The sequence below is a fragment of the Rhodococcus sp. ACPA4 genome (assembly GCF_002300185.1).
In the GTDB taxonomy this organism is placed as follows: Bacteria; Actinomycetota; Actinomycetes; order Mycobacteriales; family Mycobacteriaceae; genus Rhodococcus_F; species Rhodococcus_F globerula.
Genome location: NZ_NSDY01000001.1, coordinates 2,105,686 through 2,121,331 on the forward strand (window position 1 = coordinate 2,105,686; position 15,646 = coordinate 2,121,331).

Below are 15,646 nucleotides of genomic sequence, written 5' to 3' on the forward strand. Positions count from 1 at the left end.
ACTATGGATACGTGACCGACGTCCTCGAAAAGTTCTCGCCCGCGACACGAGAATGGTTCGACGGTGCCTTCAGCGCCCCAACACCGGCTCAACTCGGCGCGTGGGAATCCATAGCAAGCGGCGCGCACACCCTCGTCGTTGCGCCTACCGGTTCCGGCAAGACGCTGTCCGCTTTTCTGTGGGCACTCGATCAGTTGGCTTCGCGGGACGAGAGTCACCGCACCACCAAGGTCCTGTACATCTCACCGCTCAAGGCACTCGGCGTGGATGTCGAACGCAACCTCCGCGCTCCGCTCGTCGGCATCACTCAAACCGCCAAACGCCTCGGTCTCACTCCGCCCGAGATCACGGTCGGCGTCCGCTCCGGTGACACCTCCCCCGCCGATCGACGCTCGTTGATCAAAAGGCCGCCGGACATCCTGATCACTACCCCGGAATCTCTGTTCCTGATGCTCACCTCCGCCGCCCGCGAGACGTTGGCCGGGGTCGACACCGTCATCGTCGACGAGGTCCACGCCGTGGCCGGGACCAAACGCGGCTCGCATCTCGCACTCTCGCTGGAGCGTCTCGACGCACTTCTCGAGTCGCCCGCGCAGCGCATCGGTTTGTCCGCTACCGTCCGCCCCCACGAAGAAGTCGGGCGGTTCCTTTCCGGGTCCGCGCCCATCAGGATCGTCGCGCCGCCGGCCGCCAAGACCTTCGACCTCACCGTCCGCGTTCCCGTGGAGGACATGACCGAACTGGGCATCGCAACACCGGCAGACGGATCAGAATCTCCGACGCCCCAAGCGGGCTCCATCTGGCCGCACGTCGAAGAGCAGATAGTCGATCTTGTTCTCGAACACCGCTCGTCCATAGTGTTCGCCAACTCCAGGCGTCTCGCCGAGCGGTTGACGGCTCGGCTCAACGAAATCCACGCCGAACGCACCGGTGTTGTGGTCGAAAAAATGCCGAAGCCGCCGTCACAAATCGGCACACCCACCGAAGTCAATTTCGGTGCCGAACCACTGCTCGCGCGCGCCCACCACGGCTCGGTCAGCAAGGATCAGCGCGCCATCATCGAAGACGACCTGAAATCCGGGCGACTGCGGTGCGTCGTCGCGACAAGCAGCCTCGAACTCGGAATCGACATGGGCGCAGTTGATCTGGTTATCCAAGTCGAGGCGCCGCCATCGGTTGCGAGCGGACTCCAACGCGTCGGCCGGGCCGGACACCAGGTCGGCGAAATCTCCCGAGGCGTGGTGTTTCCGAAACATCGAACCGATCTCATTCACTGCGCCGTCACCGTCGAGCGCATGGTCGAAGGCAAGATCGAAGCGATGGCCGTTCCTGCCAATCCGCTCGACATTCTGGCCCAGCAGACGGTGGCCGCAACGGCACTCGCGCCGATCGACGTCGACGACTGGTTCGACACTGTCCGCCGAAGTGGTTCGTTTGCAACACTTCCCCGCTCCGCGTACGAGTCCACCCTCGATCTGCTGGCAGGTCGGTACCCCTCGGACGAGTTTGCCGAACTGCGTCCACGCCTGGTGTGGGATCGCGAGGCCAACACACTCACCGGACGCCCGGGGGCTCAGCGTCTGGCTGTCACTTCGGGCGGCGCAATCCCCGACCGCGGCCTTTTCACTGTCTACATGGTCGGCGAAAAAGCCTCCCGAGTCGGCGAACTCGACGAGGAAATGGTCTACGAATCCCGAGTCGGCGACGTGTTCGCCCTGGGCGCGACCAGCTGGCGGATCGAGGAAATCACGTTCGACCGCGTTCTGGTCAGCCCCGCCTACGGACAACCGGGGCGCCTCCCGTTCTGGCACGGCGACGGTCTTGGGCGCCCAGCGGAACTCGGCCAGGCTCTCGGTCAGTTCGTCCGTGAAACAGCGCTCGGCAACGAGGCCGACGTGATCGAGCGCTGCCGCATCGGCGGCCTGGACCACAACGCCACCACCAACCTGATCCAGCTGGTGGGCGAACAGAAGAACGCGACCGGGCAGGTACCGTCGGATCGAACGTTGGTGGTCGAACGCTTCCGCGACGAACTCGGCGATTGGCGTCTGGTCCTGCACTCCCCGTACGGCCAGCGAGTGCACGCTCCGTGGGCACTTGCCATCGGCGCCCGGCTGCAGGAACGGTACGGCGTGGATTCCAGCCCCACTGCCTCCGACGACGGCATCATCATCCGTCTACCTGATACCGAGAACGACCCTCCCGGCGCCGAACTCTTTGCGTTCGATGTCGAGGACATCGAAGATCTGGTCACCCAGGAGGTTGGCGGGTCTGCACTGTTTGCCTCACGGTTTCGTGAATGTGCCGCTCGCGCACTGCTTCTTCCCCGCCGAAATCCCGGCAAGCGTGCGCCGCTGTGGCAGCAGCGTCAACGCAGCGCCCAGCTCCTGGACGTGGCACGCAAGTTCCCCACGTTCCCCATCCTGCTCGAGACCGTGCGCGAATGTCTCCAGGACGTCTACGACCTGCCGGCGCTCATGGAATTACTCGGCAAGATCGCCAAACGCCAGATCCGCATCGTTGATGTCGAGACGGCATCACCATCCCCGTTTGCCAGTGCGCTGCTGTTCAGCTACGTCGGCGCCTTCATGTACGAGGGTGACAGCCCGCTCGCTGAAAGACGGGCGGCAGCACTGTCTCTCGACTCCACACTGCTCGCCGAACTGTTGGGCCGCGTCGAATTGCGGGAACTGCTCGACGGCGGTGTCATCGAGCAAGCCGAGCGCGAGCTGCAACGACTGGTGCCGGAGCGCAAGGCAAAAGACCTCGAGGGTGTTGCTGATCTGCTGCGCATGCTCGGCCCACTCACGACGGCGGAGGTGACCGCGCGTTCCCTCGAAGATCCGCGATCGTGGCTCGACACCCTGGTGACGGACAAACGCGCCCTACATGTTTCGTTTGCCGGGCAACAATGGTGGACTGCAATCGAAGACTCCGCCCGCTTGCGCGACGGCCTCGGCGTACCCCTACCCATCGGCGTGCCCGCCGCATTCATCGAACCGGTGGATCAGCCGCTCGAGGACTTGTTGAGCCGCTATGCGCGCACGCACGGACCTTTCACGCTCGCCGACGCGGCCGCCAGATTCGGCATCGGCGTATCGGTGGCTCGCGATGTTCTCGGCCGTCTTGCCTTGGAGAAGCGGGTACTCGAGGGTGAATTCCGCCCCGGATCGGCTGGGAGCGAATGGTGCGACGCCGAGGTTCTCCGGCGATTGCGTCGACGCTCACTCGCTGCTGCCCGGGCGGATGTGGAACCCGTCAGCACCGCCACTCTGGGCCGCTTCCTCCCCAGCTGGCAGCATGTCGGCGGCACTCTCCGCGGTATCGACGGCGTTGCCGCCGTCGTCGATCAGCTTGCCGGAGTTCCGATTCCGGCGTCGGCGCTCGAATCGCTGATCCTGCCGAGTCGAATCCCTGACTATTCACCGGCCATGCTCGACGAACTGACTTCGACCGGCGAAGTCCTGTGGTCTGGGTCCGGAGCCATCTCGGCCAAGGACGGTTGGGTTGTCCTGCATCCGGCGGATCTTGCCCCGGCGACTCTCAATCCACCTGCGGACACCGATGTCTCGGACTTGCAGCAGCAAGCCCTCGACGTCCTGACCGCTGGTGGCGCCTACTTCTTCCGTCAATTGGCCGAAGCACTCGACAATCCGGAAGACGGCGCGCTCACGACCGCACTGTGGGAATTGGTGTGGCTCGGACACATCGGCAACGACACCCTTGCTCCACTTCGTGCTCTGCTATCCGACACCACTCGAACCACAACCAGCCACCGCGCTCCGAGGCGTGTTCCGCGGGCCCGTCCGTATCGAGGAATGATGCGTCCGCCGGTGCCCGCGCGCACCGGACCGGCCACCGCCGCCGGACGCTGGTTTCTGCTACCGGCTGCCGAACCCGATCCAACGGTGCGGGCACACGCGACTGCGGACCTCCTGCTCGAACGCTACGGAGTTGTCACCCGCGGCAGCGTGGTGAGTGAGAACGTCCCCGGCGGATTTGCGTTGATCTACAAGGTGCTCAGTACTTTCGAGGACAACGGCCGGGCAAGGCGCGGCTACTTCGTCGATACGTTGGGCGGCGCGCAGTTCTCCACGCCTGCGGTCGTGGATCGTCTGCGCACGTTCGGGGAATCCATCGAGGGTCGCCATACCCCTTCTGCCACCGTCACCCTTGCTGCGTGCGACCCCGCCAATCCGTATGGAGCGGCGCTCCCGTGGCCGGCATCGAACGCCGAAGAATCACCCGGACACCGACCCGGGCGGAAGGCCGGCGCGCTGGTCGTTCTCGTCGAGGGAGAACTGGTGCTCTATGTCGAACGTGGTGGTCGAACCATCCTGACGTTCACCGACGACCCCGGCGTACTCCGAACGGCAGCAACGTCTCTGGCCCAGATAGTGAAGAACCGATCAGTCGAGAAGATCGTCGTCGAGAAGGTGAACGGCGAAACCATCCACGGCAACAACTTTGCGCCGGTCTTGGTCGAAGCCGGTTTTGCCGCCACCCCACGCGGCTTCAGGCTGAGATCGTGAAGGGTGCTCACTGATGCCCGAAGGCGATACCGTCTGGCGGACGGCCAATGCACTTCGCACGGCACTGAACGGCAAGGTACTCACCACGTGCGACGTGCGTGTCCCGCGATATGCCACCGTCAATCTGACCGGCACACGAGTCGACTCCGTAGTCAGCCGAGGAAAGCACCTGTTGATCCGAGTCGGCGACGCCTCCGTCCACACCCACCTGAAGATGGAAGGCGCGTGGCAGATCTACGCACCAGGTGCGCGGTGGCATCGCCCCGCCCATCAGGCGCGCATTATCCTGGCGACCGAAGATGCTGTTGCCGTGGGGTTTTCGCTCGGCATCACCGAAATCCTCGATCGCGGCCAGGAAGACTCCGTCGTCGGACATCTTGGACCGGATCTCCTCGGCCCGGATTGGGACAGTGCGGTTGTGGAGGAAAATCTGCGCGGCGCGGGCTCCGAACCGATCGGCGTTGCGCTTCTCGACCAACGGGTCATGGCTGGACTCGGCAATGTGTATCGCAATGAAATCTGTTTTCTCCGTGGGCTTCATCCACGCACACCGACAAACCGGGTTCCGGATCTCGCGGCCGTCGTCGATCTGTCGCACCGCATTATCGGTGCCAACAAATCACGTCCCGTTCGGGTGACCACAGGCGATACTCGTCCCGGCAGGCAGACGTGGGTGTACGGCCGCCGCGGAAAGCCATGTCGGCGTTGCGGAACGCGAATCCGCGAGGAACTGCTCGGACCCGACCAGCTCACCGAACGACAGATATTCTTCTGCCCTTCCTGCCAACCGCTTACGCGCGATTAGCTTTTGTCAACAAACGGACGCAGTGCGCGACAAAGCGATCGCGGCTTACGTCGATTGTGCCGTCGAGGTATCCGATGAACAGGGTGAACAGTGCACCCACCAATCCCACCGCGGTCAGCTGCTTCTCCACCGGATCAGTGATTTCGGAGAGCTGTGCATAGACGAGGTCCACAAAAGCCGGCATCGATTCGATTCCGCGGCCTCCGAGCACCGGTTCGGAGAGCGGAGCGATCAACAGCACTCTACCCATCGCGGGATCGTCGACCATCAACTTCACGAACGTGTCAACCGCTGCGGTGGCAATCGCTTCGGATCCGGACTCTGTAGCTACTGCTGCCGCGAGTGCGGTTTGGGCGCGCTCCGAAACATATGAGTGGACCGACACCACGTACTGATCGCGATCGGTGAAGCTCTCGTAGAAGTACCGTTCCGTCAGTCCCGCAGCCTTACATACTGCCCGGACATTGACGGCAGGACCGTCCACTGCGCCCAGTAGTGTCACGCCGACATCGAACAGCGCTGCCTTCCGTGCTGCACGCCGTTCCTCGATACCCACTACCCTGCTCCGATTCCTTGACTACTGATGTTGTCGATCCTAATCTGACAACATGCGTAGTCAAAGTGATGACGTACCCACACCAACACCGCTTGGGCCCGATTCCTTGACCTGGAAGTATTTCGGCGATTGGCGAGGCATGCTTCAGGGCGTGTGGGCAGGTTCTATGCAGAACATGCATCCAGGACTCGGGGCCGGCGTCGAGGAGCATTCGCAGTTCTTCGACGAGCGCTGGGAACGCCTCTACCGATCGCTCTACCCCATCGCCGGAGTTGTCTTCGACGGCGACAGAGCCCAGGAAACCGCTGAACAGGTACGCGGCTACCACACCACGATCAAGGGCGTCGACAAGCTGGGTCGGCGCTACCACGCCCTCGACCCGGACACCTTCTACTGGGCACACGCGACCTTCTTCATGGGCACAATCGTGACGGCGGAGAACTTTTCCGGCGGCCTCACCGAAGCACAGAAACGGCAACTCTTCACCGAGCACATCCAGTGGTATCGCCTCTACGGCATGAGCATGCGGCCCGTCCCCGAAACGTGGGAGGCATTCCAAGAGTATTGGGATCACATGTGCCGCAACATTCTCGAGGACAACAAGGCCACGCATTCCCGTCGCACGAGGCTTTGTGTGGCTGACCGTCGGTATGTACGACCAGCCGGTTCGCGATCTTCTCGGATACTCGTGGAGCGCGCGCGCGGGCTGGGACCGAGCCACGGGCAGGACGGCGCCCGATGCGCCACTCGTTCACACACCGGCCCGCAACCTGCCTCCCGCAACGCGCCGTGACAGTCCGATGCACTACAGCCCAAATGCCTGATCTGCCATAATCAAGCGATGCCGCGGAGCCTACGTACCCTGCTCAATCGCCCGATTACCGCCCGCGGTCGCCACCTCGGGCAGGAGCGCATTGCCGCCCGGACCACCGCCTACGTGTACGGCAATATCTTGGCTCTGGCCGCTCTGATTCCGGTCACCCAATCTCAGGAATCGCTCGGCGTCGCCATCGTCATCGGCACGGCCCTGTCGACGTATATCGCGCATACTTTCGCCGAGGGCGTCGGCGAGAGTATTCGCAATGATCGAGAACTCACGACTGCGGAGAGAATCGAAGCTCTTCGTGATTCCGTGCCCATCCTGACCTCGGCCGTGGTTCCGATCGTCATTCTGGCAACCGCCTGGTTCAACCTTCTCGAGCCGCGGACTGCGCAATTGATTGCGGAATTTGTGTTGGTGCTCCGTATCGGTTCCACGAGTTACGTCATCAGCTATCTCCGCGGCGAAAAAGTCGGCACAGCAACTCATGTCGCGGCGTTCGGTCTCGCTGCGGTAGCGACGTTGATCGTCGCCATCAAAATCGTGCTGACTCACTGACTTCGCGCGTGCTTTATGAGAACGTCATCGCACCCATCCGACAATAGCTACTGCGCCCCCGCGATCCGATATACATAACGCAGACAATTCACTCTTCATGACGGATCCGGAGAACCTGCCGATATGAACGCCCCACAACCGCCAGATCCGTGGGATTCTCAACCACAGTGGGACTCCCAACCACAGCGGGATTCACAGCCACCGAAAGATCCACCGCCACCACAAACACCGGCGTGGGTGTGGGTTCTTCTCGGTGCCGGGGTAGCTGCGATCGTTGTGGTTGTTGGGCTTGTCTGGGTGCGGCCGATGCTCTTCGACGCAGAGACGAATCAATCCGCACGATCTTCGACTCAGCTCAACACAACGGCATCTACAACAACTACACCCACCACAGAATCTTCTCCCACCACAACGTCGGCAGCTGCTCGAACCACTACCTCCGCGCCGTCGTCCGGCACAGCTGTCCCAGCAAACGCAACGCGCTGCGGACCCGTGTTTTCCAACAACGAATTGCCGAACTCCGCGACCGGCAGCAAAGCCACGTCATGCGAGTTCGCCGAAGAAGTTCGGTATCAGTACGTCAGTCAAGGCAAACGAAATGCGACAGTGTCGATCAACGCTGTCAGCCCCGTCACCAATACTCGCTATTCGATGAGTTGCACCGGAAAGAAAGTTGTTACCTGCACTGGCGGTAACAACGCAATCGTCTACCTCTTTTAGTAGATACGGCTCTTTTAGTAGATGAGGCGGCGAATTCAGAATGGCGGTGGGTCGTCGCCATGGTCGACAGGTTTGTGGGGCACGCGCTTTCGGGGTGTGGAGATCGGGAACGTTTGCCGGCGTTTGCGATCGGCGTGTTTTGCTGTTCGGTGCTGAACCTTGACGCGGCGATGTTTGCGTTCACTTCGGATGTGGGCGGCTTTGTTCTCGAGTCGTGTTCGTCGTCTGGTTCCGCCTTCCGGTGGCGGTGGTTCCTGTTGGCTGGCGAGTAGTCCGGCGGCTCTGGTGCGGTAGCAATGGCCGGTCTGCGAGGTCAAGGTGAGGCTGCGATCCGGATTCGGGGCGAGCAGCCACTTCCCGGAGTGCTTGAGGCGGTGATGGTTGCGGCAGAACGCACTCAGATTCGACGCAACCGTCTTGCCACCCTGGGCGGGGTCGGTGTGGTTGAACGGGTCGTTGTGGTCGAGGTCGCAGTTCCAGGCCGGGGCATCGCAGTGCGGCCATTGACAGCTTCCCGCGATGACCCGCAGCCACGTATCGAGTGCCGCGCCGGGGCAGTACACAGACGCCGATGCCGGCTCAGGTGTCGGTTCAGGTTCAGCATCTGCCGGTACCCGTACTTCCCGAACCTGGGCGTCTCTCGCGATGTCACGGGCATGCTCGGCGCTGATCACTCCGTACCCGTCGAGGTGAGCGGGTTCGTCGCTGCCGGGAGTATCGCTGCCGGCGAAGGTGGATTCGTGCATCACGACATGAACGAGTGGCCGGCGAATGATGATCATGCCACTGCGGTCCTGCGGGCAATCACCGCGCTCGCAGTCACACACCAACACCGTCGAACCACTCACCAAAGCGCCCAAGGCATCGGCTCGGCGCTGCTCGTACGTGCGGGAATCATGGCGGCACACCGACATCGCCAATTCCCGCAATCGGCCGTCGAACGCGCGGGCTTGTTCGGCCGGGATGCTGCCGAGGATGCGGGCCATCCCGTCCTCGGCGGCGCTGACTCCGACAAACCTGTCGGCGAGGGCGCGGCGGCGGCGTTCCCGCATCCCTTCCGGATCGACGCGGGCGACGATCCGGTCGATCGCCGCCGTCAACCGGCGACCCGTCAACCCGGTACCGCCGTCCACGGGTGGAGCCAACACCTGCTCGAGCAGCAAGCGTTCGACTTCGTCGATCAGCTCGTCACTGACATTCGCGGTCGCGGACTCGATCAAAGAGACCCGATAGAAGTCGAGTTCGCCGCGGGCCATCGCGGCCCGTGTGCGATGCAACCGCGTCTTCAACGCAAAACCCAACCCGATGAGCTTCCCGGCAGCAGCGCGCCCCATCGTCAGGACCGCACCGACCTCGGATTCCGCCAACTCGTGCGCCGACGACGTCCACGTGCCACCCTCGACATGCTCGGCACTACGACGGGTGAAAAACTCCGCCACCACCGCCAGTTTCCGCTCGACCAACATCGCTTCACACGAATGCAATTCGGCCATCAAATCGACGAGGGCGCAATCGGTTTCGGTACCACTCAGCTGCGCTGAGATACCGAAACTCCCCACCCCCGAATCGAACATGCTCTCACCGTAATCGAAATCCTGTTCGAATTCGAGAGCTCCTCGAAATCAGTCGGAAAAGTCCGATAAGTGAAAAATGCCCACGAACCGCACACAGTTAAAACAACTACACGCGGTCCGCCACCTCGACTACCGGCTCGAGGATTTCCACCCGTGACTCCGGTGCCGCTGCCCTCAGTGCGTCCGCTGCTTCATCGTCGGGCTGAGCCTGTGATTCCACTTCGGCCTTCACCCGCGCACGGTAGGTGTCAACCTCGCGATCGACGGCCTCGGCATCCCAACCCAGCACGGGGGCAACAAGTTCCGCGACTTGCTGGGCGCAGTTGACGCCGCGGTGCGGGTACTCGATCGCAATGCGCGTGCGCCGCGCCAAGATGTCGTCCAGATGCAGTGCCCCTTCTGCGGCCGCGGCATACACTGCCTCAACCTGAAGGTAATCGGGCGCATCGGTGATGGGCTGCAACAACTCCGGAGTCGTGCGGCCTAATTCCAACACTTCGGTGATCAAGGAACCGTACCGGTCGAGGAGATGCTTGACGCGGTACGGATGCAGACCGTACGTCTCACCCAACTGCATGGTCTGATTGACCAACGCAAAGTATCCGTCGGCGCCCACGAGCGGCACCTTCTCGGTGATCGACGACGCAACTCGCGCCGGAATGTCCTCGGACGCAACGTCAACCGCATCCTCCGCCATGACGCGGTACGTGGTGTACTTTCCGCCCGCAATGGCAACGAGGCCCGGAGCAACCCGGGCAACGGCATGCTCACGCGACAGTTTCGACGTCTCGTCGCTCTCGCCGGCCAGCAGCGGACGAAGGCCGGCGTACACACCGTCGATGTCGGCGTGCGTCAAAGGCGTCACGAGCACCGAATTGACGTGTCCGAGAATGTAGTCGATATCGGCCTTGGTTGCGGCTGGGTGCGCGAGGTCGAGATTCCAGTCCGTGTCCGTAGTTCCGATGATCCAGTGGTTGCCCCACGGAATCACGAACAGCACAGATTTTTCGGTGCGCAGGATGATCGCCGCTTCACTGACGATGCGGTCACGAGGAACGACGATGTGCACGCCCTTCGACGCCCGGACCCGGAACCGGCCACGCTGACGCGACAGTGCCTGGATCTCGTCGGTCCACACGCCCGTCGCGTTGATGACGACGTGTCCCTTGACCTCGGCGGTGCGTCCGTCTTCGCAGTCCCGAACACGGACACCCGACACTCGATCTGCTTCGCGTAGGAAGCCGACAACCTGCGTCGACGTCCGGACCACAGCGCCGTAGTGCGCCGCCGTCCGCGCGACGGTCATGGTGTGACGGGCGTCGTCGACCACCGTGTCGTAGTACTGGATTCCGCCGGTCAGCGAACTGCGCTTGAGGCTCGGCGACATACGCAGTGCCCCGGCTCGCGTCAGGTGCTTCTGCGAGGGCACCGATTTGGCCCCGCCCATCCGGTCGTACAGGAAGATTCCGGCTGCCATGTACGGGCGTTCCCAGACGCGGTGAGCCAGCGGGAACAGAAACTTGAGCGGCTTGACCAGGTGCGGCGCCAGTGTCGTCAGAGAGAGCTCACGCTCGCGTAATGCCTCACGGACCAGCCCGAATTCCAGCTGTTCCAGATAGCGCAGACCGCCGTGGAACATCTTCGATGATCGGGAAGATGTGCCAGACGCGTAGTCACGAGCCTCGACCAACGCGACTTTGAGCCCACGCGTTGCGGCGTCGAGCGCTGTGCCGACACCCACGACGCCGCCACCGACGACGATAACGTCGAACTGTTCACTCTGAAGCTGCTCCCAGGCAGCTTCTCGCTGCTGTGGGCCGAGAAACTGCACACCCTGCTGCTTACTCAACCCGTATCTCCTGTAAGTCGACGACGAATTCGCATCCAGGCTAGTAGCTTCATGCTCATACTGCGACAGCGCACGAACCAAGGAGACATGTGAACCAGTACATCGCCGCCATCGACCAAGGCACCACGTCGAGCCGATGCATGATCTTCGACCACGACGGCGCTGTTGTCAGCGTTGCCCAGAAGGAACACGAACAGATCTTCCCGCAAGCCGGCTGGGTCGAACACGATCCGGTGGCGCTGTGGATGAACACCCGCGAAGTGGTGGCAGGTGCACTTGCCAAAGCCGACCTCACCCGCGCGGACATCGCGGCCGTCGGAATCACGAATCAACGTGAGACAACGGTGGTCTGGGAGCGAAAGACCGGCAAACCTGTCTACAACGCCATTGTCTGGCAGGACACGCGCACCGATCAGCTGTGCCAGGAACTCGGTGGCGACGCCGGGCCGGAAAAGTACCGCGCCCAGACCGGGTTGCCGTTGTCGACGTATTTCTCGGGCCCGAAAATCCGGTGGATTCTCGACAACGTCGACGGGGCGCGCGCGAAGGCAGAAGCCGGCGAATTGTGCTTCGGCACCATCGACACGTGGATTTTGTGGCACCTCACCGAGGGGCAGCACGTGACAGATGTCACCAATGCGTCACGCACAATGCTGATGGATCTGGAGACTTTGCAGTGGGACGAGTCCATCTGCGCGGATTTCGGTATTCCGATGTCGATGCTTCCGGAAATCCGCAGTTCTTCCGAGATCTACGGCAAGGGTCGACCTCGGGGCAACCTGGCCGGCGTTCCGGTCGCGGGCATTCTCGGAGACCAGCAAGCAGCCACGTTCGGTCAGGCCTGCCTGTCGGTGGGTGAAGCAAAAAACACCTACGGCACCGGCAACTTCCTTCTCCTCAATACCGGTACCACTCCGGTCCACAGCAAGCACGGCCTCCTGACCACTCTCTGCTACAAACTGGGCGACGCCCCGGCTGTCTATGCCCTGGAAGGTTCTGTTGCCGTATCGGGATCACTCGTCCAGTGGCTGCGTGACAACCTCGGGATCATTCAGAATGCCAAGGACATCGAGGCCCTCGCCGCCACCGTCGACGACAACGGCGGCGCCTACATCGTCCCTGCCTTCTCCGGTCTCTTCGCGCCGCGCTGGCGTCCCGATGCTCGCGGCGTCATCGTCGGACTGACCCGCTTCGTGAACAAGGGTCATCTGGCCCGGGCAGCACTCGAAGCCACCGCGTATCAAACCCGTGAGGTCATCGACGCCATGCGCGCCGATTCCGGCGTCGAACTCTCCGCCCTCAAGGTCGACGGAGGCATGGTTGTCAACGAGACCCTGATGCAGTTCCAGTCCGACATTCTCGGAGTGCCGGTCATCCGTCCCGTTGTCAACGAGACGACCGCGTTGGGCGCTGCCTACGCTGCCGGTTTGGCCGTCGGCTACTGGTCCGATACCGACGACATCCGCCGCAATTGGGCCGTCGGCAAGACGTGGGAGCCCGACATGGAAGAGTCCGAGCGCGCCCGCCTGTACGCGGAGTGGAACAAGGCCGTCGAACGCACGTACAACTGGTCCGATTAGTCGGGTTCGGTGGGGCGGCGCGCGCCCCACCGAAGGCCGCTCCAACTGTTCACCTGCGCGCAATTACGAGTACAGCGTTCTCGTAATTCCGATACAGACACCGATGGTTTCGTAACAGGCGTCAAACTCCCCCGCCTTTTCGGAAGGTCCATCATGCGTGCTCGAGTCGGTATCGCCGTCGCGTTGACTGCCGTCGCTTCACTCGCCCTGTCCTCGTGCTCCACCGAATCCGAAGCCTCGTCTGCGGATTCGAATCAGATCATTTTTGCCACGCCTCCCGGCACCGATGACGTCAAAGAGCTCGCCATCATGACCGATGTCGCCGACATGGTGGGAACCGCGACCGGCAAAACCGTCAAACACGAGTCACCGGCGGACTACCTCGGCGTCGTAGAGGCTGTTCGGAACGGATTTGTCGACGTCGCCGTCCTCAGCCCTTTCTCGGCCGCCCTCGCATTCAAGACGGGAAGCGTCGAGCCCATCCTCGCCTGGAACGGGGCACCCGATCCAGCGTCGTACTGTCTGGCCAAGTCCGACAGCACAATTCAATCCGTCACCGACATCAAGGGACATCAGGTCGCCTTTGTCGATCCGGGATCGACCACTGGCTACTTCATGCCGAAGGCAATGATGGCCGAGGCGGGCCTCACCGACGGAACCGACTACAAGAGCACCTTTGCCGGCGGACACGACTCTGCAGTTCTCGCATTGATGAACGGGAACGTCGACGTTGCCTGCACCGCGCGCCAGCTCTATACGTCGTTCGTAGCCGGTGGCATGTTCACCGCCGACGACGTCCGGATCGTCGGCCAAAGCGCACCCATCCCGGTTGGTGTTTCCATTGTCGCCCGCAGCGGCCTCGATTCCGAGACTCGTGACGCGATCAAGGACAAGCTCCCGGCAATGCTCTCGGCGAATCCCGAAGCATCGAAGATCCTGGGCGTTGGCGGCACGTACACCGCCGATCCCGACTTCTCGGTGTACGAACCGTTGGTCACGATCGCGGAAGCTGCCGGAGTCGACCTGGACAACATCCGATGACAGCGCCGGTAATTCGCCCGCCGCGCTCGTCCATAGTTTCGCCGCCGGTGGTCACCGGACGCAACATCCGAGTCACGTTCGGCGACAACATCGCCCTCGACGGCGTCGACCTCACCGTTCGCCCCGGTGAAGTAGTCGGTTTGCTCGGCCACTCGGGATCCGGCAAATCGACATTGATGAAGACACTGACCCGCCTCACCGACTTCACCGCCGACGAATTGACAGTTGCCGGCCGAGACGTCGCGCAGCAGAACGGTTCCGACTTACGTTCTCTGCGTTCGGATGTCGGCTACGTCTTTCAGCACTTCAATCTGGTGCCGCGACTGAGCGCCCTGACCAACGTCTTGACCGGCGGTCTGTACGACGCCGGTGCGGTCAACCTGATCGGCGGATTCGCACGCACCCAACGCGTCGAGGCTCTCGAACTATTGCGCCGAGTCGGATTGGAAGGCAAAGCATCTCAGCAGAGCCGAACACTCAGCGGCGGTGAGCAGCAACGGGTAGCGATCGCGCGCACTCTGATGCAACACCCGACACTGATCCTCGCCGACGAACCCGTCGCCTCCCTCGATCCACGACTTGCCGGAACCATCCTCACCTTGCTGAGGGAGATTGCCCGCGAACGTCAGGTTCCGGTGATCGTCAGCCTTCACGTCGTCGGCCTCGCGAGAAAGTACACCGATCGCGTCATCGGCCTGCGGGACGGACGCATCGTATTCAACAGCGGTGCAGAAGAACTCAACGAAGAGGCGGTGAGCACGATCTATGGTGAACATGCAGACATCATCGAGCAGTAAGCGCGAACAGACGCAGGCTATGTCGAAGGAAGCCGAACGCCTCGCCAAACCGTGGCGTCTACCCTCCCCTCGCAGCGGGGTCGGTCTGATCGTCATTGCAGTGGTCCTCGCGTGGTCGTTTGCCGGCGCAGACGCCGACCCCGCGCGCCTGGTTTCCGGTGTACCCAACATGGTTGATTTTGTCTCGCGACTGTTCCCGCCGACTTTCGACAAGTTCGACGTCATCGTCACCCTGCTGATCGAAACGCTCCAGATGGCAATTGTCGGAACGCTGGTAGGCGCGGTTCTGTCACTGATCCTCAGTTTCGGTGCGGCATCGAACATCGCCCCGAAGTGGCTCTACGGCATATCCCGGGCGATCCTGAACGTCTTGCGCTCGATCCCCGAACTCATCTACGCCCTGATGTTCGTCTCCGCTGTGGGCCTCGGCCCGTTTGCCGGTGTGCTTGCCATCGTGGTCGGCTCCCTCGGCTCGATCAGCAAGATCTACGCCGAGGCGATGGAATCGGTCGATCAAGGTCCACTCGATGCCTTGAGTTCCGCGGGAGCCGACAAACGGCAGATCATCGCCTACGGAGTTCTGCCGCAAGCAGCACCCCTGCTTGTCAGCTACACCCTGCTCCTCTTCGAGGGAAATGTCCGCGGTGCAACAATTCTCGGTCTCGTCGGTGCCGGTGGTATCGGTTTGGAACTCACCACGGCCATGCGCATGTACGACTACGGGCACCTGAGCACCATCATTCTGAGCATCATCGTGCTCGTCACCGTCATCGACCGAATCAGCGCGATGATCCGCGCCCGACTGAGCTGAGAA

At 62.3% G+C, this 15,646-nt stretch carries 11 protein-coding genes and 1 pseudogene; 8 read left to right on the plus strand and 4 right to left on the minus strand.

All coding sequences use genetic code 11. From position 1 onward, the window contains the following. The first annotated feature begins 11 nt into the window (after positions 1-11). Both CJ178_RS09620 and CJ178_RS09625 read left to right on the plus strand, forming a co-directional pair. Positions 12-4,532: an ATP-dependent helicase gene (locus CJ178_RS09620; RefSeq protein ID WP_179300735.1), complete on the plus strand. Its 4,521-nt coding sequence runs from the start codon at positions 12-14 to the stop codon at positions 4,530-4,532. Positions 4,533-4,545: 13 nt separating this feature from the next. After that, positions 4,546-5,337: a DNA-formamidopyrimidine glycosylase family protein gene (locus CJ178_RS09625; RefSeq protein WP_095886599.1), complete on the plus strand. Its 792-nt coding sequence runs from the start codon at positions 4,546-4,548 to the stop codon at positions 5,335-5,337. Here the strand turns inward: CJ178_RS09625 and CJ178_RS09630 are convergent. Beyond that, entirely contained in the window at positions 5,324-5,893 is a 570-nt protein-coding gene (locus tag CJ178_RS09630; RefSeq protein ID WP_033231249.1) for a TetR/AcrR family transcriptional regulator, read from the minus strand. The two genes, CJ178_RS09625 and CJ178_RS09630, sit on opposite strands and share 14 nt — an antisense overlap. Before the next feature lie 82 nt (positions 5,894-5,975). Here CJ178_RS09630 and CJ178_RS09635 point away from each other — a divergent pair. Both CJ178_RS09635 and CJ178_RS09640 read left to right on the plus strand, forming a co-directional pair. Further along, positions 5,976-6,686 (plus strand): annotated as a pseudogene (locus CJ178_RS09635) (oxygenase MpaB family protein); the annotation flags it as partial. 48 nt (positions 6,687-6,734) lie between these two features. Next, positions 6,735-7,271: a hypothetical protein gene (locus CJ178_RS09640; protein WP_033231251.1), complete on the plus strand. Its 537-nt coding sequence runs from the start codon at positions 6,735-6,737 to the stop codon at positions 7,269-7,271. 350 nt (positions 7,272-7,621) lie between these two features. On the opposite strand, the gene CJ178_RS32745 is transcribed toward CJ178_RS09640, so the two are convergent. The 3 genes from CJ178_RS32745 to CJ178_RS09655 all read right to left on the minus strand — a co-directional run bounded on the left by CJ178_RS32745 (position 7,622) and on the right by CJ178_RS09655 (position 11,414). Beyond that, positions 7,622-7,813: a hypothetical protein gene (locus CJ178_RS32745; protein WP_155276672.1), complete on the minus strand. Its 192-nt coding sequence runs from the start codon at positions 7,811-7,813 to the stop codon at positions 7,622-7,624. Positions 7,814-8,026: 213 nt separating this feature from the next. Beyond that, the gene (locus CJ178_RS09650; RefSeq protein ID WP_095886601.1) at positions 8,027-9,565 is read right to left on the minus strand and encodes an HNH endonuclease signature motif containing protein; all 1,539 of its coding nucleotides are present in this window, start codon (positions 9,563-9,565) and stop codon (positions 8,027-8,029) included. Positions 9,566-9,671: 106 nt separating this feature from the next. Next, the gene (locus tag CJ178_RS09655) at positions 9,672-11,414 is read right to left on the minus strand and encodes a glycerol-3-phosphate dehydrogenase/oxidase (RefSeq protein ID WP_033231254.1); all 1,743 of its coding nucleotides are present in this window, start codon (positions 11,412-11,414) and stop codon (positions 9,672-9,674) included. An 89-nt stretch (positions 11,415-11,503) separates the two neighbouring features. On the opposite strand from CJ178_RS09655, the gene glpK reads away from it, so the two are divergent. From glpK to phnE, 4 genes are all read left to right on the plus strand, one after another. After that, entirely contained in the window at positions 11,504-12,994 is a 1,491-nt protein-coding gene (gene glpK / locus CJ178_RS09660) for a glycerol kinase GlpK (protein ID WP_033231255.1), read from the plus strand. Between the two features lie 153 nt (positions 12,995-13,147). Further along, entirely contained in the window at positions 13,148-14,035 is an 888-nt protein-coding gene (gene phnD / locus CJ178_RS09665) for a phosphate/phosphite/phosphonate ABC transporter substrate-binding protein (RefSeq protein ID WP_095886602.1), read from the plus strand. Next, a complete protein-coding gene (gene phnC / locus CJ178_RS09670) occupies positions 14,032-14,832 on the plus strand; it encodes a phosphonate ABC transporter ATP-binding protein (RefSeq protein ID WP_095886603.1) in 801 nt (266 codons plus the stop codon). Before phnD ends, phnC begins: the two co-directional genes overlap by 4 nt. Beyond that, positions 14,810-15,643 carry a phosphonate ABC transporter, permease protein PhnE gene (gene phnE / locus CJ178_RS09675; RefSeq protein ID WP_033231257.1) on the plus strand — a complete coding sequence of 278 codons (834 nt, stop codon included), beginning with the start codon at positions 14,810-14,812 and terminating at the stop codon, positions 15,641-15,643. The genes phnC and phnE overlap by 23 nt, the downstream gene beginning before the upstream one ends. The last annotated feature ends 3 nt before the right edge of the window (positions 15,644-15,646 follow it).